This window comes from Pantoea sp. PvP021, from assembly GCF_054056055.1.
Genome location: NZ_JBSRXX010000003.1, coordinates 75,377 through 98,689, shown reverse-complemented (window position 1 = coordinate 98,689; position 23,313 = coordinate 75,377). Strand labels below are relative to the sequence as shown.

The 23,313-nt window shown below is 56.6% G+C and carries 22 protein-coding genes; 5 read left to right on the top strand and 17 right to left on the bottom strand.

Annotated elements, in window-relative coordinates; all coding sequences use genetic code 11:
* Positions 1-5: 5 nt before the first annotated feature.
* From ACVKSX_RS12060 to pmbA, 11 genes are all read right to left on the bottom strand, one after another.
* Positions 6-1,928: a BglG family transcription antiterminator gene (locus tag ACVKSX_RS12060; protein ID WP_031594357.1), complete on the bottom strand. Its 1,923-nt coding sequence runs from the start codon at positions 1,926-1,928 to the stop codon at positions 6-8.
* 107 nt (positions 1,929-2,035) lie between these two features.
* Positions 2,036-2,776, bottom strand: coding sequence for a 2-dehydro-3-deoxy-phosphogluconate aldolase (gene dagF / locus ACVKSX_RS12055; RefSeq protein WP_187494972.1), 741 nt, complete (start codon positions 2,774-2,776; stop codon positions 2,036-2,038).
* On the bottom strand, positions 2,773-3,894 hold the full coding sequence (locus ACVKSX_RS12050; RefSeq protein WP_354438922.1) for a DgaE family pyridoxal phosphate-dependent ammonia lyase: 1,122 nt from the start codon (positions 3,892-3,894) through the stop codon (positions 2,773-2,775). Before ACVKSX_RS12050 ends, dagF begins: the two co-directional genes overlap by 4 nt.
* Positions 3,878-5,008, bottom strand: coding sequence for an amidohydrolase/deacetylase family metallohydrolase (locus tag ACVKSX_RS12045; protein ID WP_163637530.1), 1,131 nt, complete (start codon positions 5,006-5,008; stop codon positions 3,878-3,880). The genes ACVKSX_RS12050 and ACVKSX_RS12045 overlap by 17 nt, the downstream gene beginning before the upstream one ends.
* 43 nt (positions 5,009-5,051) lie before the next feature.
* The gene (locus ACVKSX_RS12040) at positions 5,052-5,693 is read right to left on the bottom strand and encodes a DUF4310 family protein (protein WP_010256482.1); all 642 of its coding nucleotides are present in this window, start codon (positions 5,691-5,693) and stop codon (positions 5,052-5,054) included.
* A gap of 11 nt (positions 5,694-5,704) precedes the next feature.
* Positions 5,705-6,481 (bottom strand): DUF4311 domain-containing protein, encoded by a 777-nt coding sequence (locus ACVKSX_RS12035; protein WP_010256480.1) that lies wholly within the window; start codon positions 6,479-6,481, stop codon positions 5,705-5,707.
* 128 nt (positions 6,482-6,609) lie between these two features.
* Positions 6,610-6,909 carry a DUF4312 family protein gene (locus ACVKSX_RS12030; protein ID WP_010256479.1) on the bottom strand — a complete coding sequence of 100 codons (300 nt, stop codon included), beginning with the start codon at positions 6,907-6,909 and terminating at the stop codon, positions 6,610-6,612.
* Between the two features lie 2 nt (positions 6,910-6,911).
* Positions 6,912-7,268, bottom strand: a complete 357-nt coding sequence (locus ACVKSX_RS12025) for an SFCGS family glycine-rich protein (RefSeq protein WP_010256477.1) — start codon at positions 7,266-7,268, stop codon at positions 6,912-6,914.
* Position 7,269: 1 nt separating this feature from the next.
* Positions 7,270-7,617: a glycine dehydrogenase gene (locus tag ACVKSX_RS12020; RefSeq protein WP_354438924.1), complete on the bottom strand. Its 348-nt coding sequence runs from the start codon at positions 7,615-7,617 to the stop codon at positions 7,270-7,272.
* A gap of 295 nt (positions 7,618-7,912) precedes the next feature.
* Positions 7,913-8,299: a cytochrome b562 gene (cybC, locus tag ACVKSX_RS12015; protein WP_010256473.1), complete on the bottom strand. Its 387-nt coding sequence runs from the start codon at positions 8,297-8,299 to the stop codon at positions 7,913-7,915.
* 62 nt (positions 8,300-8,361) lie between these two features.
* Complete coding sequence (pmbA, locus tag ACVKSX_RS12010) at positions 8,362-9,702, bottom strand: metalloprotease PmbA (RefSeq protein ID WP_010256470.1); 1,341 nt, start codon at positions 9,700-9,702, stop codon at positions 8,362-8,364.
* A 115-nt stretch (positions 9,703-9,817) separates the two neighbouring features.
* On the opposite strand from pmbA, the gene yjgA reads away from it, so the two are divergent.
* On the top strand, positions 9,818-10,363 hold the full coding sequence (yjgA, locus tag ACVKSX_RS12005) for a ribosome biogenesis factor YjgA (protein ID WP_010256467.1): 546 nt from the start codon (positions 9,818-9,820) through the stop codon (positions 10,361-10,363).
* 40 nt (positions 10,364-10,403) lie between these two features.
* Here the strand turns inward: yjgA and ACVKSX_RS12000 are convergent, their stop codons facing one another.
* Complete coding sequence (locus ACVKSX_RS12000) at positions 10,404-11,144, bottom strand: oligogalacturonate-specific porin KdgM family protein (protein ID WP_033772707.1); 741 nt, start codon at positions 11,142-11,144, stop codon at positions 10,404-10,406.
* Positions 11,145-11,497: 353 nt separating this feature from the next.
* Positions 11,498-12,850: a UDP-N-acetylmuramate:L-alanyl-gamma-D-glutamyl-meso-diaminopimelate ligase gene (gene mpl, locus ACVKSX_RS11995; protein WP_010256463.1), complete on the bottom strand. Its 1,353-nt coding sequence runs from the start codon at positions 12,848-12,850 to the stop codon at positions 11,498-11,500.
* Positions 12,851-13,018: 168 nt separating this feature from the next.
* Here mpl and fbp point away from each other — a divergent pair, with 168 nt between their 5' ends.
* The gene (fbp, locus tag ACVKSX_RS11990; RefSeq protein ID WP_010256459.1) at positions 13,019-14,026 is read left to right on the top strand and encodes a class 1 fructose-bisphosphatase; all 1,008 of its coding nucleotides are present in this window, start codon (positions 13,019-13,021) and stop codon (positions 14,024-14,026) included.
* Positions 14,027-14,089: 63 nt separating this feature from the next.
* Here the strand turns inward: fbp and ACVKSX_RS11985 are convergent, their stop codons facing one another.
* The gene (locus tag ACVKSX_RS11985) at positions 14,090-15,649 is read right to left on the bottom strand and encodes a methyl-accepting chemotaxis protein (protein ID WP_010256457.1); all 1,560 of its coding nucleotides are present in this window, start codon (positions 15,647-15,649) and stop codon (positions 14,090-14,092) included.
* Between the two features lie 169 nt (positions 15,650-15,818).
* Between ACVKSX_RS11985 and ACVKSX_RS11980 the strand changes: the two genes are divergently transcribed.
* The 3 genes from ACVKSX_RS11980 (at position 15,819) to ppa (ending at position 17,371) form a co-directional block, all read left to right on the top strand.
* Positions 15,819-16,229 carry a lysozyme inhibitor LprI family protein gene (locus ACVKSX_RS11980; RefSeq protein ID WP_354438926.1) on the top strand — a complete coding sequence of 137 codons (411 nt, stop codon included), beginning with the start codon at positions 15,819-15,821 and terminating at the stop codon, positions 16,227-16,229.
* A 61-nt stretch (positions 16,230-16,290) separates the two neighbouring features.
* Positions 16,291-16,740, top strand: coding sequence for a DUF441 domain-containing protein (locus tag ACVKSX_RS11975; RefSeq protein ID WP_003855520.1), 450 nt, complete (start codon positions 16,291-16,293; stop codon positions 16,738-16,740).
* Between the two features lie 100 nt (positions 16,741-16,840).
* Positions 16,841-17,371 (top strand): inorganic diphosphatase, encoded by a 531-nt coding sequence (gene ppa, locus ACVKSX_RS11970; protein ID WP_003855519.1) that lies wholly within the window; start codon positions 16,841-16,843, stop codon positions 17,369-17,371.
* Between the two features lie 59 nt (positions 17,372-17,430).
* Here the strand turns inward: ppa and ACVKSX_RS11965 are convergent, their stop codons facing one another.
* From ACVKSX_RS11965 to tamA, 3 genes are read right to left on the bottom strand one after another with little or no spacing between them, the layout of a single operon-like run.
* Positions 17,431-17,784, bottom strand: a complete 354-nt coding sequence (locus tag ACVKSX_RS11965; RefSeq protein ID WP_010256451.1) for a gamma-glutamylcyclotransferase family protein — start codon at positions 17,782-17,784, stop codon at positions 17,431-17,433.
* Positions 17,785-17,786: 2 nt separating this feature from the next.
* On the bottom strand, positions 17,787-21,554 hold the full coding sequence (gene tamB, locus ACVKSX_RS11960) for an autotransporter assembly complex protein TamB (RefSeq protein WP_256844456.1): 3,768 nt from the start codon (positions 21,552-21,554) through the stop codon (positions 17,787-17,789).
* A complete protein-coding gene (gene tamA, locus ACVKSX_RS11955; RefSeq protein WP_174819611.1) occupies positions 21,551-23,266 on the bottom strand; it encodes an autotransporter assembly complex protein TamA in 1,716 nt (571 codons plus the stop codon). Before tamA ends, tamB begins: the two co-directional genes overlap by 4 nt.
* Positions 23,267-23,313: the final 47 nt, after the last annotated feature.

Sequence of the window (23,313 nt, the reverse complement as noted above, 5' to 3'; positions counted from 1 at the left end):
CCGATTCAGGGCGAGGGCCAGGAGCGGCTCAGGCAATCCATCGCCACTGCCCTGAAGCGGGTGAAATCGGTGCTGTCCCGCAGGCGGGTCATCGCCCTTTCACGCAGGAACGTCACAAACAGATCGTATATCGCCATCGCCTCTTCATATTCACTTTTGCTGATCGCCAGCAGGAAAATGACATAGGCGGTATCGTCTCCCCAGGCGATGCCGTGCGGCGCCAGCACGGTGTAAACCACGGTTTTCTTTGCCAGCAGCCCCAGCGAGTGCGGCAGCGCAATGCCTTCGCCGAGCATGGTGCTGACAATCGCTTCGCGCTCTTCAACCGACGGATAGAACGCCGCATCCACAAATCCCTCCGCCTCCAGTTGATCGCACAGCTGGCGAAACAGTTCAGACTGGGTCATCGGCCTGTCGACGATATGAAAGTGCTGAGCATCAAAAAATTTCGCCAGCATATAGGGCCGGGTACGGTCCACCAGCACCAGCTTGCCAATCTGTTCCAGCTGAAAACCGGTGGGAAACGGCGACATCACCACCACCGGTTTCTCTTTTTCGCTGAGCCGGATGGTAGAGATAACAAAATCTTCGTCGATGCGGCTGCGCGCCTCATACTCGCGCTGGGACAGGCGGGCCGTGACCTGCAACTGCGGATATTTGCGCAGCAGCATCGCCTCAATCATTCGCAGCGTAGAGTTACCGCTGTCGCAGACCAGCAGCACCTGCGGATGACGCTGATAACCGACGTCATAGTGGCGCTCCAGCCCGACACCGATATGCAATACCAGAAAGCCAATCTCATTCTCGGTGATGACGTAAGGGGTATATTTCCCCCAGCTGGTCACCGCCGCTAAGGTGACATCATAGGCCATGGGATAGTGCTGTTTGATGTTGCTGAGCAGCGGGTTGGGAATATGAATCTGATAGCGCACCCGTGTAATCATGGTTTTGATGTGGGTGAGCAGGTCAGCACGCAGCTGCTGATCGTTTTGCAGATTGAAGTTGTAATGGGTGTTGATAAAGCTAAGCAGATAATCCACCAGCGCGTCGGCGTCATCAGCATTGATGGCGCTGGGAGCAATCGCCTGAATGCGTCGCGCGGCGATATTGACCCGCAGCCAGTTCTCTTCCGCCGGTGAAATCGGTTTGCTGACCAGCGGGCGCATCAGATTAATCAGGTGATGGGCCGCTTCACGCACCTCATCACCAATCTCCTCTGCACCCGGATCGTTAAGCGGATAGCCTTCACTGATGCGCCGCACCGCCACGGCGCAGTAAAGCCGCAGATAGCGTTCACCCTCATCGCTGAGCCGAATGTTGTGCTGAGCAAAACAGCTTTGCAGCAGCGGGCGCAGCGTCTCCAGCATGCCGCTGTTCAGCGCTTCGATAGTGAGCAGCGGGCTCTCGGGCTGCGCCTGATCAATTTGCCATAACAGGTCGGTCAGGCAGGTACGAATTGCCACTTCGCTGCCAAACAGCTTCATGCCGTAGTGGGGCTTGCTCTCAATGGTGAGGTGATAGCGCCCCAGCCATTCGCGCACCTCCGCCATATCATTCTGCAGGGTCGCGCGGCTGACAAACCACTCCTCTGCCAGCTCTTCAAGTTTCAGGGAATAAGCGGCGGTAAGAAAGCGGGTCAGCAGGTAGCGAACCCGATCCGGCGAGGTGCGCGGTACCCGCAGCGGCGACGCGGTATGCTGTTGCAGATGCTGAAAGCGCTGAGCATCCTCAATCTTCAGCTGATAGCCCGCGCCGCGATTGAGGACAAACTGCGCGCCATGTTCTGCCAGCAGCGCATTCAGCGCCGTGATATCGGTACGCACGGTGCGTGTCGAGACGGCGAAACGCCGCGCCAGCTCATCCTGAGGCAGCGTTTCGTTTTGCATGGCATCGAACAGTTGCGCAAGGCGCTGATTGGGAAATCTCACAAGCGTTACCTGTTTGCAGACAGAAATAGGGAACATCAGCCTACGGAGATCGTCTCGCAACGTCCATGTTGCGCGATCTGCCTGTTGCAGGCAGATCGTGTTGATCTCTAAGCCAGCAGCGTTTTACAGATGGCCAGCAACTGCTTCACATCTTCAACGCGGGTCTCTCCGCTGGCTTTGTCGATGATCGAACTGTAGACGTGCGGGATCACTTTGCTGACGCCCGACTCCAGCGCAATGCGCACGATCTCACCGAAATTTTCCAGATCGATACCGCCGGTTGGCTCCAGCCAGAAATCCTGTTTTGCACAGGCTTCCGCCACAGCGCGATACTCATCCACCGCCTGCAGACCGCCCATCGGGAAATATTTTACCGAGCTGCCGCCCATATCCTGCAGCATCGCGATCGCCGTTTCGACGGGCACGATCCCGTCACGCTGTTTTGAGCTGCGCGGTCCGGTGGAGATTTTCACCTGACCTGGCGTGCCGGTGGGCGAGATCAGCCCGTTCACTATCGTCTGCGACTGCCCCAGCAGCGCACGGCTGGTGGCGACGCCGGTAAAGACCTGATTCACATGCTGCGGTTGCAGCACTGCCGCGATCTCACTCACCATCTGTGACTGGTTGGGATCGCCCGCACCCAGACCAATCGAGAGCGCATTATCGATCAGCGCGGCATACTCGCGCATATCGGCGATAGCGGCTTCATTGCTGGCGTAGTTTTTCGACAGTACGCCGACCAGCACATGCCCTTCTGCCGCCTGCCAGATAGCGCGTGCATTCTCTTTCGATCCCGCCAGTACGTTAAGGCAGAGACGATCCTGATAGAAATTGGGGGTCAGCGTCATGCGTTTTTCTCTCCGTTTAACAGTGCCTGAATGCGGGTGAAAATAGTGTGCAGTTGATCGGCGCTGACGCTGCGCACGTCCGCCTCAATGATCCCTTCGTTGGCTTTGTAGCCACGGAAGTAGATCGCCACATCGCCGTTTTTCAGCGCCTGCACCAGATCGCCGGTGCGCTGCTGGATCGCGGCTTCGTCGAACTTGATCTCAGCCCGGGCGATGTCGCGTCCGGCTGCGTCCCACACTACCCGGGCCGTCACGCCATTCAGACTGTTGAGCTGTTCAATAAACGGCGTCATTTTTTCTGCCATCTGCGCGCCGCTGATTTTTGGCTGCGTCAGATAGTTTTCAATCGCCTGGGTCAGCCCCAGGATCCCCTCTTTGCCCACTTTCATCGCGCGGCCAATGCCGTTGGTCTGGCGTTTGACCCACTCAACGTAGTGGTGTCGGCCAATCACCAGTCCGCTGGTCGGCCCTTCAATCGCTTTTGCTCCGCTGTAGATCACCAGATCGGCACCCGCCTGGTAGTAGCATTGCAGATCCTCTTCCGCTGCCGCATCGACGATCAGCGGGACGCCATGCTGGCGCGCAACGGCTGCGGCCTGCGCCACATCGAGATGGCTCTTCTGCACACAGTGGTGCGATTTTACATAGAGGATCGCCGCGGTCTGTGGGGTGATCGCCACCGCCAGTTGGGCGGGTGAGCACTCGTTGCTGTAACCCGCTTCCACCAGTTGTCCGCCACCCAGTGCCACCATGCTGCCGACCGGTGCGCCATAGTTCACGTTGTGCCCTTTCGGCACCACAATCTGGTGCGGGACAGTCAGCGGCGCGGCATGCAGGTTATCCACCAGCCAGTCGTTGTCTTTCACAATCACCGCCGCCACGCTCTGGGCGATACCGGCCGAGGCGCAGGAGACCACCAGCGCGTTCTCCACCTTCAGCAGACCGGCGATATAAGCACCGGTCTTGTCCACCAGATCTTTCATTTCGAAGTAGTGATCGAGGCCATATTTCACCGTATCGATCACCTCACTCGACGGCGTAGAGACGCCGAGGATCGTCATACGGCCAGAGGCGTTAATCACCGGCTTCAGGCCATACTTTTCATATACCGAGGTCATGCGCTTTTCCTTCTTCAGTCGCGATCCACGTACCAGCAACGACGGCCGCTAGCGGGACCAGATGCTTCTCACCTGCGACCTGTTCACCTTCTGAATCGATGAATGGCCGGGTTTCCTCTTTGACGCTAAACACTGTCAGATCGGCGTCGTAGCCCACTTTCAGCTGGCCTTTGCGCTGCAGGCGCAGTCCTGCCGCCGCATTGACCGTTACGCAGTCAATCACCTGCGGCAGGGTCATACCGACACTGAAAAATTTCGACATCACATGCGCCAGGTTGTGAACCGGTCCGGCCAGACGATTGCGGCAGTAAATGTCAGAGCTGATGGTGTCGGGCAGAATGCCCTGCGCAATCGCCGCGCGGGCGACTTCAAAGCTGAAGCTGGCACTGCCGTGGCCGACATCGAGTTTGACGCCACGCGCGATAGCCTGTTTTACGGCCGCTTTGAGTTCGCCCTGCGGCGTCAGGATACGGTTGGGTTTGCCGTTAAAGCAGTGCGTGATGATATCGCCCGTGGTGAGCAGATCCGCAATCTGGTCGAGATTGGGCGGATTATTGCCAATGTGAACCATCAGCGGCAGCCCGCCGGTTTCCTGCTGGATCGCCTTCGCTTTGATCAGCGGCTGCACACCATTCTCGCCCACCACGCTGCTGCTGATGCGCGCCTTGAGGCCGACAATAAAATCGGGCAGCCGCGCCACCGCCTGCTGCACCGCCTCGCCATCTATCTGCGTCATGTCAGCCAGCTCATTCTGGGTGACGATGCCGGTGCGGGCGATATTGATCAGCGCATAAACCTGGGTCTGTGCCGCGCGTGTCAGCCGGTAAAAGTCATCAATGTGCTCTGCGCCGGTGCTGCCCGCATCGACAACCGTGGTGACGCCATGCGCTACGCCAATCGCATCCGCTTCATCATGATAAATTGGTGATTTGGGATAGCAGTGAACGTGGGAGTCGATCCAGCCTGCGCTGAGGTAGTAACGGCCAGCCAGATCGCGCTCGTGCTGCGCGTTACCCTGCACCTTGCCTATGGCGGCGATACGGCCATCCTGCAGCGCAATGTCGACCACCTGCTCATCGCTGAGACGCGCACCGCGAATAATCAAGTCGTACATGGTTTCTCCTTAACGGCAGCCCGCTGCCGGGCTGCCGGTGAGATCAGAGAGCAATCGGAAACAGTGCCCCGAGGATCATCGCGCCGAGGATGGCGCCGCCGGTAATGGGCTTGTTCCAGAGATAGAAGAGCAGCGCGCCCAGCAGCGAACCCAGGCCAATCGGAATGGATGCCGCCATGGCTGACAGGATGATCAGCGGCCCCAGAAAGCGCCCCGAGGCATTACCCGCACCCATCATCACGTCTGCGCCGTAGGTTGAGTCGCTCTGATTGATGGTGAATTTACGCGCCAGAATAATCAGGTAGCCAATCGCCACACCAATCACCAGGCCCGTCGCCAGCGAGGCAGCGAAGTTCGCCACCGGGAAGACAATGCCCGCACCCAGCAGCAGTGCCGGAACGCCCAGCCCGACGCCGGTCTGAATCGCCCCGCCGATATCCAGAATGCCCACCAGCGAGCCTTCGATGATACGGGCGAACAGGAAGCTGGCACCAAAGGCGGCGACCGCGCCGTAGACGCCGGTCTCCATGCCTGCGCGCAGCATCGACACAAACGCCACTTCATTGAACGCGCCGATGCCATAGAGGTAATACATGTGTGTCCCGGCAAAGACGCCAGAAGAGAGCAGGCCAACAAAGATCGGGAAAGACCAGTCGGCGTACCAGAAGCCTTTATTTTCGTTCATCGCATCGCCTCTTATTTGCCGCTGACTGAGTTGTGGATCATGTCGAGCCAGCCGGGAATGCCGAGCTGGAAGGACTGCAGCAGCTTCATATCGAAACCACGGAAGAAGCCGCTCAGCACAAACAGCAGCACGATGGCGGTCATCATGACTTTGGTGACCCGGTTCCAGCCGCTCTCTTCCACGCCTTTACCGATCAGGATACCCAGCACCAGTCCCGGCACGGCGTTGCCCATGATCAGCTGCGCCAGACCGCCAAAAATGGTGGCCCAGAAGCCTGACTTTCTGCCCGCGTCGATCGCCGCCAGCCAGAAGATCACCGGCATGACGGTGTTCACCAGCAGGTTAGCGGCGGGCACCAGCACTTTGACCGCCGTGACCTGCAGCGCAGCCGGAACAGCCGAGGCGGTGGAGTTGAGGAAGGCGACCACGATCATGCCGATGATGCCGCAGGCGATGGCCATTTTTTTCGGATCGTGCAGCGTCTCCGCCACATTACGATTCTTCACCATCAAGGCGGCCGCACCCCAGTTTGGAATGATGCGATGATCCACATCCTGAGTGAATGAACCGGCTGCGACAGACGATGCCCAGGCATTGAAAAAGAAGCCAAGACCAAAGGAGAAGTGGGATGCCGGATCGCCCTCGCACGAGTTCAGCTCGCCCAGCGTACGGAAAGCGCCCATGCCCTGAGTGGTTGGCGCGTGGAACATGCGCGCCGCACCCGCACCGACGCCGACCCCTACCAGCCCGCCAATGATCAACGACTTAAACAAAATGATTAAAAACATGTTGTTGTACCTTGTTGTCGTTTTTACCTGCCCAATCGCACGCCGCCGCATCGCCCATACCTGATCATCGCGATGTCGCGACAGCAGAGCATCGGGCAAACGGCTGGCTGGCGTTAACAGGCTCTGTTTTACGATGCCGCCGTGAACGCCACCTGTTCGGTGTCGAAAACGGTGACGCTGACGGTGATCTCCAGCGTGACGCTGAAGCTCCGCCGTTGGCGCGCCAGAAAGAAGAAGAGAAACTTCTCGGTTTTGACGCTCTCCTGCGCGCGCAGCACCCGGACATCCTGAGGTTCAATGCGCAGCAGAATTTTTTGCGTCGCGCGCAGAACCTGGTTCTGCACACGACTCAGGGCATCGGCAAAGGCTTTCGCTTTGGTGTCGCCTTTGCCCTCGACCGTCACCTGGGTAACGTATTGTTCTTTCATAATCAGCTGCCGTGCTTCTTGTTCCAGGCCTGCACCAGCCGCTCACCTAACTCTTCTTTATCCATAAAGCCGAAGCCCAGCACCGTGGCACCTTCATTAATGGCGGTGACGCCTTCGTCGACAGAACGCATGCCATGCTTTGCTTTGTAGCCATATTTGTTCTGAGCGGTGATAGCACCGGCGCCGCCGCTGCCGCAGAAAGAGATGCCGAAATCGGCGTTTTCCGCCTTCATCACGTCACCCAGTTTCATGTCAGCGGCGACACCTGGCACCACGACGGCACGGCCACCCGCTTTTTCGATGCCCGCCGCCACTTTCTGTCCTTTACCTAAACGATCGCCAATCACTACTGTTACCATCTTATGTTCCTCTCTGGTTGTTTGATCGCGCGACTTCAATATGCACTGACAGCAGCCAGGCCTCTTCGCGGGGCAGATTGCCAAACAGATCGACGACCTGCTGCGCCAGCGCTAACGTTTCCGGCGGAATATCCTCAAACAGCTCCGCTTCCACTTCCGGCAGCGGCTCACCGCTCAGCGAGCGTGACGCCATGGCACCGACATGCGATTGCAGCATCTGCTGCTGAACCGCATTGGGCTGAATACCCTGCTGCTGATAGATCGCAGCAATCTGCGTCATCACGCTGTCAGCCAGCTGTTGCACTTTCTCAGGTGCCGCTTCATACACCGGGACGCAGTTATTACTCACCTTGCTACTCCTGTTAAACCGGATAATTCGCGTTAAAAACAAATTAGCGGTCATCGCCCCGGCTGTGGAGAGGCAACATTTCCAGCAGCAAGTGGAAATTGAAGTGAAGGTTGTGCGTCAGATCGCAGGCTGCATGCTTAGTGCGACACGCGTCGCAGAATGCATAATTTGATGGATTTAACCGAGAAAAGCGGTGATGTTGTGCGGCGACAAGCCGGACGCGCGGGGGTTCAGGGTGCGGTAATAAGCAGAAGTGATGGTAAAAAACCGCCGGCCTGGCTGGCCGGCGATCTGATTAACGGAATTTCTTATGGTTGGTATTGCGGATGTCGTCGAACTTCGCTGCTTCGCGTTTCGCCCCGTCCACATTGTTGGCTTTCGCCAGCGCGCTGACCACATCGATCTGCGCGATCAGTGAGTCGATACCGGCATGGAAATCTTTCACCTGTGGGCTGTCAGCCGGCTGGCCTTCCAGCTTATCCGGCGTGCCCTGTCGCGCATCCTGCGCTGCGGCACGCATTTTGGTTAACGCCTGCTGCATCTCCTGGGCATTGTCACTTTTTTTGACGATTTTCAGGTTCGCATTCAGTGTATCCATATCCTGCTCCAGATCCGCCGCATAGAGACTGACGCTGGAGAACAACAGAGAAGCCGACAACATTGCAATCACATGCTTACGCATCATTACTTCCTTTTTATTGTGATGAAAAAAAGCAGCCAACCGGCTGCTTCAGGAATCCATCTTTATTGTCCCGCTATCTTCATCTCAGGCAGTAACACTGAACCGCACTGGATATTGCTGCGGGTTTCAATATCGTCACCGATGGTCACCATATTGCGCCACATCTCTTTGAGATTTCCGGCGATAGTCACTTCGCTGACCGGGTACTGAATAACGCCATTCTCGACCCAGAACCCGGCCGCACCGCGTGAGTAATCACCGGTAATGGCGCTGACGCCCTGTCCCATCAGTTCGGTCACCACTAACCCGGTGCCCATCTGCTTCAGCAGGTCGTCAAAGCTGTGGCCCTGGCCCGCAATGCGCCAGTTATGAATGCCGCCAGCGTGACCGGTGCTGGTCAGGCCCAGTTTGCGGGCTGAGTAGCTGGTTAACAGCCAGGTCTGCAGCACGCCATCTTTGATGATGTCGCGCGCCTGGGTACGCACCCCTTCGCTGTCGAATGGCGTGGAGGCGAGCCCTTTCAGCAGATGCGGCTGTTCATTTATGGTGAGCCACTCCGGCAGGATCTGCTGACCCATAGAATCCAGCAGGAAGGTCGATTTACGGTAAACGTTGCCGCCGCTGATCGCGCCAACCAGATGACCAAATAAGCCGGTTGCCACTTCTGAGGCGAAAATCACCGGGGCTTTCATGGTCGGAAGTTTACGCGGTGCCAGACGGGAGAGCGTGCGGCGCGCGCACTCTGCACCGACCCACTCCGGGCTCTTCAAATCTTCAAACGCGCGCCCAATGGTGTAGGCGTAGTCGCGCTCCATATTACCATCCTGCTCGGCAATCACGCTGCTGGAGAGCGAGTGACGGCTTGAGCAGTAGCTCTGTAACATACCGTGGCTGTTGCCAAAGACTTTGATGCCGACGTGGCTGTTGAAGCTGCCACCTTCAGTGTTGGTAATACGCTTGTCGGCGCGCAGTGATGCCTGTTCCGCCTGCGCAGCCAGTTCAATGGCGCGGTCAGCATCAATCTCCCAAGGATGGTAGAGATCCAGGTCTGGCGCATCATAGGCCAGCAGCTCTGCGTCGGCCGGACCGGCAAAGGGATCGGGCGAGGTATAGCGCGCAATATCAATCGCCGCCTGCACGGTGCGTTTGATCGCGTCCGGGCTGAGGTCGGTCGATGAGGCGCTGCCTTTACGATTCTGATGATAGACGGTGATGCCCAGCGCACCGTCGCTGTTGAATTCGACGTTTTCCACTTCGCCATAGCGGGTGCTGACCCCGATGCCGGTGGTTTTACTGACTGCCACTTCCGCGCTGTCAGTGCTTGCTTTAGCCAGTTCAAGTGCCTGCGCAATGGCCTGCTCCAGTACTTTTCGCTGTTCTGCAACCTGAGTAGATACGTTCATCGACCTGCCGTCTAATCTTATGTGTGAATGATTTGAGTCTATCAGAGTCAGAGAACAATTTCGCAGTCACCCGATAAACTGGTAGGATTAGCCTCTTTTTTTTGGGAGCCCGGAAATGACCAAACAGCCCGATGAGTGGCTCGACGATGTGCCAGATAATGACGAAGAAGAAGATGAAGAGATTATCTGGGTCAGTAAGAGTGAAATTAAACGCGATGCAGAAGAGTTAAAGCGCCTGGGTGCCGAACTGGTTGATCTGGGTAAAAACTCGCTGGATAAAATCCCGCTGGATGAGCGCCTGCGTACCGAAGTTGAACTGGCACAGCGCATCAAGAAAGAGGGTCGCCGCCGTCAGTTGCAGCTGATCGGTAAACTGCTGCGCAGTATTGATGTGGAGCCGATCCGCGTTGCACTGGATAAGCTCAATAATCGCCATAACCAGCAGGTTGCGCTGTTCCATAAACTGGAAATGCTGCGCGATCGTCTGATTGAACAGGGTGATGAAGCGATGGGCGACGTGATTGCGCTTTATCCCGATGCCGATCGTCAGCAGTTACGCAGCATGATCCGTAACGCGCAGAAAGAGAAAGCGGGCAGCAAGCCGCCGAAGTCTGCCCGTCAGATTTTCCAGTATCTGCGCGAACTGGCCGAAGCGAAGTAACGCCATGGCGGGCAGCCTCGCCCGCCTCCCGGCAGCGCATTCATCGATAGATATAGAGAATACCGGTGCGCAGCCGCAGCTGGCGTTCGCTCGATGTCGCAGAACGTCCGATATCACCAAAGGTGACGTAAGGCACCCAGACGCGATCGTTGCCAAGCGCATAATCGAACTGTAACTCCTGTTCGTAATCGTCATGTTTATTGGCAAAGAGTTTCGCATCCGCGTGTTTATACACCAGCTTATAGGTGGTGGTCAGCCGATCGCTTTTATTTCGCAGATAGAGATCAAAACGGTTGGCAGTGCGATGCCGGTCAGTATCGCAATAATCAATACCGCCGGTGCGGCATTGATCGTCATGCGCATAATCGGTCAGCTCAAGACGATAAAGGCCACCGAGAGACCAGCGATCATTAAATTTATACCAGGGTGCCACACCAAATTTCCATTCAGTGCGCGAGGAGTTAAATTCTGGCTGAATAAAAGGCGACACTGTCCAGTTTCCCCAGTAATACGACTTCAGAAAGGTCACCTCCACTACGTTTAACACGGTGTCGTTATAATATTTGTCTTTTGGATCGGCGCCGCCGGTTTTGAATTTGGTTTCGACCCCGAGAAACATATTGTCCGGCAGCGTGGTGCTCAGACCCAGCTTGTCGTAGTGCGTGCGGTCGCGAAGGCGGTACTCATGCCGGTAATCAACGGTGGCCGTGGCCAGCGCCGCAGCAGAACTGCATAACAACGCGGCGCCCAGAAAAAACGACAATGAATTATTATTTCCCATATGAACATCCTTATTAGTGGTAATCAGAGCAATGAATTATCCGAACTCATTCGTTTAACCCAGAGTTAACTTATATTTAAAACCCTCATCAATATAAGATCGCGCATAAAGAGAACCTGTTATTTATTCCTTTAACTTTAACGCGTTAATTATTATCCCTCAGTCACTACAGGGATGATGCTAGAAATAACCGGCGAGAGCGGCCTTTCTGTTTCAGACACTAATAAGAAAAACATGGCAACGGCAGGAAGAGTGAGCAGATCGAATTCAAAAATATGCGGGATTTATTGAGGGAATAATATTTCCGGGGATAATGCTTTTAAAAAAAGCGCCCGAAACGGGCGCCTGTGACATTATGCCAGCCTGTCCAGCAGCTTCTGGTGGATACCACCAAACCCGCCGTTGCTCATGACCAGAATCGTGTCGCCTGGCTGCGCGGCTTTGGCCACCATTTCCACCAGGGTATCGATATCCGCGCTCCAGTGTGCAGGCGGAATGCACGCTTCTGCGACATCAGATACCTGCCACGGAATATGGTGCGGCTGGAACAGAAAGACCTCATCAGCACGCGCCAGCGACGGTGCCAGATCGTTCTTGCTGACGCCCATCTTCATGGTATTAGAGCGTGGCTCCAGCACAGCCAGGATACGCGCTCTGCCGCCAACTTTGCTGCGCAGGGCAGCCAGCGTCGCCAGAATCGCGGTCGGATGGTGAGCGAAGTCATCATAGACTTTGATGCTGTTCACTTCGCCGCGCAGCTCCAGCCGTCGACGCGCATTGATAAAGCTGTTCAGCGCCTGGCCTGCATCTTCCGGCTTCACACCCACATGGCGCGCGGCAGCAATCGCCATCAGCCCGTTGTGCATATTGTGTTCACCCACCAGCGCCCAGTTCACTTCCCCGACTTTTTCGCCGTCGAGCCAGATTTCCCAGTGAGACGCATCGTTGGTGAGCTTCTTCGCCTGCCAGCGCCCGTGCTCGCCCACGTTCTCCTGCTCGCTCCAGCAGCCCATCGCCATCACCTGTTTGAGGTTAGGATCATGTTCCGGCAGCAGGATCTTTCCCTGGCCCGGTACGATCCGCACCAGATGGTGGAACTGCTTCTGGATCGCCCGCAGATCGTCAAAGATATCGGCGTGATCAAACTCAAGATTATTGAGGATCAGCGTACGTGGGCAGTAGTGGACAAACTTGGAACGCTTATCGAAAAATGCGCAGTCGTACTCATCCGCCTCAATCACGAAGAATGGACTTTTTCCTAATTTTGCCGAGACATCGAAGTTTCCGGGCACACCACCAATAATAAAGCCTGGCTCAAGGCCGCAGGCCTCAAGAATCCACGCTGCCATGCCGGCTGTGGTGGTTTTGCCGTGGGTTCCCGCGACCGCCAGCACCCAGCGATCGCGCAGCACGAAATCGTGCAGCCACTGCGGGCCAGAGAGGTAAGGAATGTTGCGTTCCAGCACCGCTTCCACGCAAGGATTACCCCGCGTCATCGCGTTGCCGATAATCACTAAGTCAGGCACCGGGTCAAGCTGACTGGCGTCATAACCTTCTGTTAATTCAATACCTTGCTGTTCAAGCAGAGTACTCATAGGTGGGTAAACGTTGGCGTCTGACCCGGTCACCTGATGACCAAGTGAACGGGCCAGCATCGCCAGACCGCCCATAAAAGTGCCACAAATCCCGAGGATGTGAATGCGCATTACGTGATCCATTACTCAAAAGTTCGGCGCACAGTGTAACGCCGCTCGCAGATGGAAGAAACGGATTAGGACTATGGTTTTTGAAGTTCAATCGGCTAAACTGCGTACGCATCCGTTGGCAGACTGTTACGCGTGCTGCCACTCCATCGAAGATTCAGGGAATGTGTTATGAAAACGTTGGGCGAATTTATCGTCGAGAAGCAGCATGACTTTCCGCACGCTACAGGTGAACTGACAGCGCTGATTTCCGCTATTAAGCTGGGTGCCAAAATCATCCACCGCGATATCAACAAAGCCGGTTTAGTGGATATTCTGGGTGCCAGCGGCGTCGAGAATATTCAGGGTGAGCAGCAGATGAAACTTGATCTGTTTGCCAACGAGAAACTGAAGGCAGCACTGAAAGCACGCGGCATCGTCGCCGGTATCGCTTCTGAGGAAGAAGACGAGTTTGTGATCTTTGAAGGTGAAGAAAACGGTAAGTACGTGGTGTTAATGGATCCACTGGATGGTTCTTCTAACATTGACGTTAACGTTTCCGTCGGCACCATTTTCTCTATCTACCGCCGCGTCAGCGAACCGGGTACGCCAGTTGTTGAAGCGGACTTCATGCAGCCAGGCAACAAGCAGGTCGCTGCCGGTTACGTGGTTTACGGCTCCTCCACCATGATGGTTTATACCACCGGTGCAGGCGTGCATGCGTTTACTTACGATCCGTCTCTGGGTGTGTTCTGCCTCAGTCACGAACGTATGACCTATCCACCAACGGGTTACACCTACTCCATTAACGAAGGTAACTACATTCGTTTCCCGCAGGGTGTGAAGAAATATCTGAAGTTCTGTCAGGAAGAGGATCTGCCAACGCACCGTCCTTATACCTCACGTTACATCGGATCGCTGGTCGCGGATTTCCATCGTAACCTGCTGAAAGGCGGCATCTACCTCTACCCAAGCACCGCCAGCCATCCTCAGGGTAAGCTGCGTCTGCTATATGAGTGCAACCCGATGGCGTTCCTGGCAGAGCAGGCGGGCGGTAAAGCCAGCGACGGTCAGAAGCGTATTCTGGATATTCCACCGGTCACGCTGCACCAGCGCTGTCCGTTCTACTGCGGTAACGAGGCGATGGTGAACGACGTTGAGCGTTTCCTGGCCGAGTTCCCGGATTGCCGTCAGGGTTAATCCGGCAGTGGTATAAAAAGTCATATAAAAAGTAAGGGCGCGATTTTCGCGCCCTTGCTGTTTTTACGCCGTCTGCAACCTGAACTGCGCCATGGTTGCCTGAAGCTGATCGGACTGCGCTTCCAGCGATTGGGTCGCGGCGGTTGCCTGCTCCACCAGCGCCGCGTTCTGCTGCGCCGCCGCATCCATCTGTGTGACCGCCAGATTAACCTGCTCAATGCCACGGCTCTGTTCGTCGGAGGCCATCGAGATCTCTTTCATCAGTGCCGTTACGCGCATGACCTCACCAGAAATCTCATCCATGGTTTCCCCGGCCCGCGTCGCCATCTCGCTGCCCTCTTTCACCCTCGACTGTGAATCACTAATCAGCGTACGGATCTCTTTGGCCGCGTTAGCGCTGCGCTGTGCCAGCGTGCGCACTTCATTTGCCACTACCGCAAAGCCACGGCCCTGTTCGCCTGCGCGCGCCGCTTCAACGGCGGCGTTGAGCGCCAGAATGTTGGTCTGGAAGGCGATACCATCAATCACGCCAAGAATGTCGCCGATACGATTGGCACTGTCGGTAATCTCATGCATTTTTTCCATCACATAGCAGACCACCTCCGCGCCGCGATCGGCAGTATCAGAGACCGCGTTAGCCAGCTGGTGCGCCTGCTGGGCATTGCTGGCGTTAAGCCGCACGGTTGCCGTGAGCTGCTCCATGCTGGCGGCAGTCTGCTCCAGCGAGGCGGCGGACTCTTCGGTACGCTGCGACAGATTGACGTTGCCCGCGGCCAGTTCACGGCTGCCGATGTCGATCTGCATACTCGCTTCGCGCACCTGACTCACCGAGGTACGCAACGACTGCTGCATCCCGGCGAGCGCATGATTAAGCCGCCCCAGCTCATTGTTGCCCGACGGTGGCAGCGCCTGCGAGAGGTCGCCCGCCGCGACCTGCTCAAGATGGAGAATGGCCAGGTTCAGCGGCTGCAGCAGCATCCGGCGCAGCAGTTGCCAGGCGAGCACCAGCAGCAGCAGTGTTAATACCACCGCCACGGCGATCAGGATTTTCATTTTGGTTTCGTTGTAGGCCGCCTGCGCCAGCTGGGCCTGGGTGATCTGATCGGCCAGCTGGCTGAAGTCCGTGACGGCCTTGTTGTAGCTGGCTGCCAGCGTCGCCAGGTTGCCTTCCAGCAATTGGTAATACTCGTCGGTATATTGCTTATCCAGGGCGTTCATCATCGGTTTGATGCCCTGGTCGAGATAGGCTTTGTAACTGGCCGAAACCGCATCGGCCAGCTTTTTGCCGTGCGCCGTCACCGTTCCGGCGTCCACAAAACGCTTCAGGCTTTGCTGTGATGAGACCACATCCGCCTGCGATAGTTTTGTTACTGCCGCCCCCTCTTCCAGCAAACCAATTTCAATTTTACGCACCGCCAGCGCGGCGTTAGCGCGGGCCCGCATCAGATCGGCATTGCTCTGGTAAAGACTGTTCAGCTCGATCCCCTGAATGCGGTTGATCACATCCAGCGAGCGATTCCCTTTGTTAATTGCCACGATACCCATAAAACTCACCGCCAACAGCAGCAGTGTCATAAATGCCAGCAATGCCAGCAACCCCGTGCGAAGTGATAACTGTTTCATCCAGATAGTTTCCGTGTATGTGAAAAGGCAAATTTTCCAGCGGCCCTAAAACGGATGAAGTATCGGCAGTAACGGCGCGAAACTTTAACCCTGATTAGTGTTAACAACTTGATCATCACGGGAACATCCATCAAGCTAATCGCCGCTTATCCGTTATCCGGAGAAAAGAATGAAACCAGGATTACTTCTGATGCTGCTGTGCCTCAGCACAGCGGTGCTGGCAGAGGATCTGCCGACAGACGCCTCGCCCGATCGCTGCCTCAATGACGCCTCGACTACCCTTGCCATGAACCAGTGCTACGCTGCGGCCAATCGGGCCTGGGATCAGGAGATGAATAAGCAGTACAACAAACTGATGAAAACCCTCTCCGGCGAACCTAAAAACAAACTGCGTGCCGCGCAACGCGTCTGGATGAGCTACCGCGACAGCTGGCTTGAGGCGAGCCGCAGCCAGCTCAGTTCACAAGGCACGCTGGGCAGCGTTTCGCTGAGCGCTCAGAGCCTGAGCCTGGTGCGCAATCAGGCACTGATGTTGCAGTCACTTGGTAAAGGCAGCTGTGCTAACCCCGATGACTGCTGATCGATAACCGGTTTTTGCGCTGGCTGAAGTCAGCGCGCTCATTAACCTTCAGGGAGAAACCATGGCTGCTTACGCCTCGACCATCATTCTGATTTGCCTTGCCGTACTGAGTTATTTCGTTCACAACAACGCGGTCACGATTTCAATTCTGGTGCTGCTGGCGATTAAAATTACCCCGCTGGCACAGTTCTTCCCCTACGTAGAAAAACAGGGCATTACCTTAGGCATCATTATTCTTACGGTGGCGGTGATGGCCCCGCTGGCAAGCGGCTCACTGCCCGCCTCTGCGCTGATCAAGTCGTTTGCTAACTGGAAGTCGATTGTGGCGATTCTGGTGGGGATCTTTGTCGCCTGGCTGGGCGGCCGTGGCGTGAACTTTATGAGCGTCCAGCCTTCGGTGATTGGTGGTCTGCTGATTGGTACAGTGATTGGCGTGGCGTTCTTCCGAGGGGTGCCGGTAGGACCACTGATTGCCGCAGGCATTGTTTCGCTGTTTGTGGCGGCTAAGTAGCGTTTGGGCGCATTCCGAAACGCCAAAAAGGGGGCATACTTTCAGAGTCAGTTGGCTATAATAGCCGACACTCAACATACGACTACTGAAGGAATGCCAGATGAGTTTGAACCAGGTGCCAGCAGGTAAAGACCTGCCAGAAGATATCTACGTTGTCATTGAGATCCCAGCGAATGCTGATCCGATCAAATATGAAGTTGATAAAGAGTCTGGTGCCCTGTTTGTAGACCGTTTCATGTCTACCGCCATGTTCTATCCGTGCAACTACGGCTACATCAACCATACCCTTTCTCTGGATGGTGATCCGGTTGACGTACTGGTTCCGACCCCGTATCCACTGGTTCCAGGCTCAGTGATCCGCTGCCGTCCGGTTGGCGTGCTGAAAATGACCGACGAGTCTGGCGAAGATGCCAAACTGGTTGCCGTTCCGCACACCAAACTCTCTAAAGAGTACGATCACATCAAAGATGTGAACGACCTGCCAGAACTGCTGCGTGCACAGATCACCCACTTCTTTGAGCACTACAAAGATCTGGAAAAAGGCAAATGGGTGAAAGTGGATGGCTGGGATAATGCCGAAGCCGCTAAAGCTGAAATCATCTCCTCTTACGAGCGCGCACAGAAGAAGTAATTCTGCTGCCGGTTTGTGAGTCGAAAAAAAAACACCGTCCGGATGGACGGTGTTTTTGTTCAGGCCTCTGGCTCCTCATCGCGCTTCAGCCAGTCACCACTCATGATGCGCTGGCGTCCTGCCACTGAGCGTTGATAGACATAAAGCCATGCACTGCCAAACGGCGTCTGAGTCAGATAACGTTTGTACTCTCCCCCTTTGGTGCGAAGCGCATCCAGCTCCGCAAGGGTTGAGGCATCAATGCGGTACACCTCACAATGTACCGCTCCATTGCCCTCAATCACGCCGGGATAATGGCCCAGACTGTAAAGCTCAAAGCCTTCAATCTGGTGATCACCCAGCCACTGCGCATTCGTCATCCAGTGACTGTTTCCCTGTTTGCGCCGTAAACTGCCGTAGACAATTATTCGCATTGCTAAAACTCAAACTGATAGAGCAAATCGAGAGCCTGATCCACACCGGACACGGCTTCCAGATAGAGTTTAGGCATCAGGCGGTAACGCAAGGTTAACGTCGCCAGTGAATCAAATATGCCAACACCGTATTTTACCTGCAGACCCGGTAGCACATAGCCGCTGACCTGCACCTGCTGGCTGTCGCCAACACCGGCAGTATCAACAGCGAGATTGCTGACACCGAATGTCTCCCCGATTTTACCCACAACCTGCCCACTTTGTGCAACCCCTAAGCCAACAAGTGCTGAAGTGAGGGCGTTACTGTCGCCATCGCTGCCCAATCCCTGACCGCGCAGCAGATAGGAAAGCGCTTCCTGTTGCGACATCGCCGGATCGGAGAAGACTTCCGCTTTTGGCTCATCCGCCAGGCCAGTGACGCGCAGACCCGCGGTGACGCCATCCTCGGTAGCATCCGGGTTACGGATGGCTTCCAGGTTGACGTAAGGCTGATCCGGCGGACCGGCAAACTGCAGCTCGCCTTTACGTACGATCAGATCCTGACCATAAGCGTGGAAGCGACCGGACGGAATGTTGATCTGACCGTTCAGGCCGAGTCCTGACTTATCCTGCACCATTTTCAGATCGCCATTCAGCTTCGCTTTCAGGCCAAACGCAGAGAGTCGCACATCGTTGCCGACGTGGATCACCAGATTGCTGTTAATCGGAATCGCGGCGGTTTGCGGTGCAATCGGCTTCAGCTGTTTATCCAGCAACACCTCATCCGACGAGACGCCGGTGGCGCTTTCCGGCACTTCCTGCACCGTGATGCGCGCCCATGGGATATCGACCCGGCCATCAAGGTTAAAGGCCGCTGGCGTCGCTTCAAACACCAGATCCGGCGAGACATCCATGCGCACCATCGGCGGCACGGTCACGCGAACCCGGCTGCCCTGCGCCGCAATGCGCGCACGCCAGTTGTCGAGCTGGCTCCAGTCTGCGTTACCGCTGAGGTTGATATTGCCCTGCCCGGTCTGCACCAGCCCGTTCAGGGTGGAGCTCATGCCGTTAAACACCAGATTCAGGTTGGCACTGGTCAGGTCAACCGGCATAAAGTTGCCATCCACATCCACACCCGTCAGGCCAAGCTGACCAAATACCTGCGGCTGCTGCACGCTGCCGCCCAGGCGCAGGCTGCTGTTCAGGCTGCCTTTGATCTTCTCGCCCTGCATCAGCGCCGGATTGAGCATCGCCAGCGAGACATTGCGGATGTTGACGTTACCGCCCAGCGTGCGGCGGTTTTGCGGATCGTCGATCTGCACGTTGCCATCCAGCTGACCGTTATTGGCGATGCGGATCAGCCAGTCGAGCTGGGCGCGTCCGTTTCGCAGCGCGGCATTGAGGTTCAGCGTGTCAAAGGCGATCGGCAGATTGTTGCCCTGCACATCCTGCACCACTTTCACGCCGTTGCCCTTCAGCGCCACGGTACCGGTCGGCAGGCTGCCATCGGCAGTCCAGTTGACGCGCACGTCACCGCTGAACAGGCCGCTAAGCTGAGTCGCATCCGGCATAAACGGCTTCACCATCGCCAGGTCAAAGCGATTCAGCACCACATGCGCCTTGCCTGCCGGGCCCGCTTCAACCGGCTCCGGCACACAAATTTGCGCATTGGGGTTCTGCCAGCAGTGCGGGCCGATGGTGGCCGTCTGGCGGCTGTTCAGATAGTCGATGGCCATGGCGCGGGTCAGACGCCACTCACCGACTGGCGTATCAAAGTGGGTGTCGTTCAGCGACCCTTTCCAGCGCTCCGTCTGGCGATCAAAGCTGCCGTTCAGCGCCAGCTGGCCAGAGACCGGTTTGCCCTGCACATTGAGCTTCAGCTGATGCTGATGCTCATTGCCGTCCGCGTTCAGCGTCAGCAGGCTGATGTTCAGCGCATCCTGCTTCAGCTGCTCGACGCGCAGTTGCAGTTTACCCGCCACCTGCTCGCCGGAACGGACGTCGCCATTCAGGGTGACGCGATTGATCTGCATCTGCTGCCAGCGCAGACCACGGGCATTAAGATCGGCCAGCAGCTGCGGTGCCTTCAGGGTACCCCGCGCTTTTATTGTGCCGTTGATGACGCCGCCCAGACCCGGCAGCGCATTGTCGAGCTGGGGTGCGTCGATACTGGCATCGAGATCCAGACTGTCGCCCAGCGCCCCTTTAACATCCAGATGGTTGCGTCCCAGCGCCAGCTTAATGCCCGGCACCGTCCACTGGTTGTAGCTGTTACCGGTCAGGGAGCCATCAGCGGTCACGGCGTTCTGTTTCACATTGCCTTTCAGCTGTAGCTGCGGCACGCTCAGTTGCCAGCTGCCACCATACAGACTGCCGCGGGTGGTGATTTTGCCATCCAGCCTTGCTGGCCAGTCGGGATACTGTTTAGCGGTATTAATTCCCGCCAGCGTCAGCTCACTGCGCCAGCTTATCGCCTTGCTCCAGTCCACCAGCGCGGTGAGATCGATATTGCCCTGCAGCGCAGCCACGCGCAGGCGGTCGAGGCTGAACTGCTCGACGTTGCCTTTACCCGTCAGCGAGATCGTCGCCGGTGGTACAGATTCACCCTTCACGGCAGTCTGCAGCGACATCACATAGTCGGTGGCTTTGCCTTTGAACTGATAGTCCAGGTTATCCGCCTGATACGCTACCGGACCGGTCAGCGGCCAGCGTAACTGCGGACTGGTCAGCTTCAGTGACAGCGGCAGTCCCGCCACCGCCAGCTGGGTCGTGGCGTCCAGCTGCGCATTCACCGGACCGGAGAGGTTCAGCCCCATCTTCAGCTCGTCGCGCATCGCGCCATTAAGTTTCAGCGCGAGCTTTTCGCCTTTAATCGGATCGGTATTCACTGTGCCGTTAAGGGAGAAATCGACCGGCCAGTTATCCGCGAGCGTCGCCTGACCGCTACCCTTCAGGTTGCCGAGGTTCGAGTCCACCTCCAGCGTGCTGAGCTGCATCTGACGATCGGCGGTTCTGGCTTTCAGCAGCAACCGGCTGACGGAAATATCGGTGTCGCCGGTAATGCGCAGCTGTTCACCCAGAATCTGCTGCACCTCAATATCCAGTGGCAGACGGAAATCAGGCATCGCAGGCAGCAGGGGTTGCGCAAACATCGCCTGCAGCGTTTCACCCAGCGGTTTTTCAGCAGGATGTGGCTGCTGGACTTTCGGCTCCACCACCTCGTCATTGACCACTTTCGCCGCTTTCGGCAGCGCAATCAGCAGGCTTTGAATATGGGTCGGGTTCAGCGTCAGCGCACGATCCTGCCACTGCAGGCCGGTGGTGAAGTCGAGCAGCGATATTGCGGTGTCATCAACTTTGACATTGATATTGTGCAGGCCAAAGTGACGCAGCGTGATGGGGTATGGCGTGCTGAGGTTAGTGTTGCCACTCTCCTCTTCCGGCGCTGGTGCCGCTGGCGTCATTTTCTTGCTGTCGACCACCACGCTGATATCGCGCAGGGAGACATCGTTAACGCACACGGAGGAGTGCAGCAGGCAGTTGAGATCCACTGCCAGATGAATTTGCCCGGCATCAACGCTGACGCCGGGCATTTCGTAACGCAGACCGTTAAGGGTCAGGTTACGCCAGCCCCCATCGACCTGTTTGATTGACAGGCCCGGCACCCAGCGCGACGCACCTTTCAGTACTAAATGCAGCCCAGGCGTGGTACCGATTAAAAATGCCACCCCACCCAACAGCACGACCAGAAAGATCAGAATGCCGATCAGGACCTTTTTCCACAGCTTCATAGTTCTGGCCCCAGCCCTACGTAAAATTGTAATCCATGCTCTTCGTCATCCCCGATGGGTCTGGCGATATCAAATTTGATTGGGCCAACCGGTGAAGACCAGCGCACGCCGACGCCCGCACCGGTTTTGACGTTACTTTGCTTGATGTCGTTAACCGCTTCGCCCGAGTCGACAAACACCGCGCCCCACCATTTCCCGGTGACGTTGTACTGATATTCCAGCGATCCGGTGGCGAGTTTTGATGCACCGGTGAGTTTGCCGTCATCATCGCGCGGTGAAATATTTTTGTATTTGTAGCCACGAATACTGCGGTCACCACCGGCAAAGAAGCGCAGATCCGGCGGCACTTTGTCGAAGTCGTTGGTTTCGATCCAGCCCAGATTGCCACGTGCCACAAAGCGATGACTGTCGCCAAGGGTACGGATCCAGACGTTTTGCGCCTGCAGGATCAGGAAGTCGACGTCTGAACCCCAGGTGGTATCAGAGACGTCTGCCGAATAGCGCTGTGAATCGCCCCATGTCGGCATCAGGCCGCCACGGGAACGGGTACGGTTTACGCTGACGCCGGGATAGAGCAGCATAGTGGTGTTGGTCACGCTGCCCTGAGTAAAGTGATCCAGGCTCCAGCGCAGGTTGACCGCCTTCTGCCAGCCGCTGCTGCTGTCCCAGTTGCGCGACATCGCAAGCGTCGTGGTATCCGCTTTGGTGTCGTTGAGGTCGGTGCGCTTCAGGCCGCCGGAGAAGGTGTAGTACTGCTCAAGCGGGCTTTTCAGCAGCGGCACTTTGTAGCTGAGATCGACCTGCTGTTCCGGCGCGGAAACGTAGGCGCTGGCCGCCAGGCTGTGGCCGCTGTCGTTGATCCACGGTTTTTTCCAGGTCCCTTTCAGGCGCGGACCGACGTCTGTGGAATAGCCGACGCCGGTTTCAATGGTGTTTTCGGTGCGGGGTGACATTACTGCGCTCAGCGGCAGCACTTTGGTCTGTCGTCCCTTGCTGAATTCCGGCGCGACCACCACCGAATTAAACCAGCCGGTAGCGGAGAGGCGGCGATTCAGCTCGGCTAAATCGCGGGAGCTGTAGTAGTCCCCCTCTTTAAACGGCACCAGGTTTTGCAGGTACTCTTCGCGAATTTGCGATCCCTGGAAAGTAACGTCGCCGAAGCGATAGCGTTCGCCACTGTCGTAGTCGATATCCCAGAACGCTTCACGCCGCTCAACCGAGACACCAAGCTGGCTTTTTTTAAACGTGCCGTCGAAATAGCCGTTACGCAGTGCGAGATTAGAGAAGCCGCTTTTGAATTTGTCATATTGCCCGTGGTTAAGCTGGCTGCCCACTTCAGGGCGTCCCTGCTTCACCCAGGCTTTGTAATCCGCGTCATTGCGCGCATCGCCTTCGACCACAATCGTGCTGCCGCCGATTTTTACCGGTTCACCAGGCGTTACGTGTGCCACTAATACCGGTCGTCCACCCTGCGCAGGCGCGGGGCGGGATTCGAAATCGATGGTGGGCTCGTAATAACCGAGCGCGCGCAGCCCCTCTTTTATCGCAACAGAAACGCGCGCGCGAAAGCGGCCATCATTAGAGACCTCATCGCTGCCGATGGTGGACAGACGCGCTCTGACATTCTTTTGCAGATCCCCGGATAAGCCGTCTACCTGTAATCGCACTGTCGCCGCCTCAAGGGCGGGCGCGGCAAGCAGCAGGCCAGCCATGCAATAAACATAAAATCGTGGCACCTGTACTCCTGTTAATCATGCCG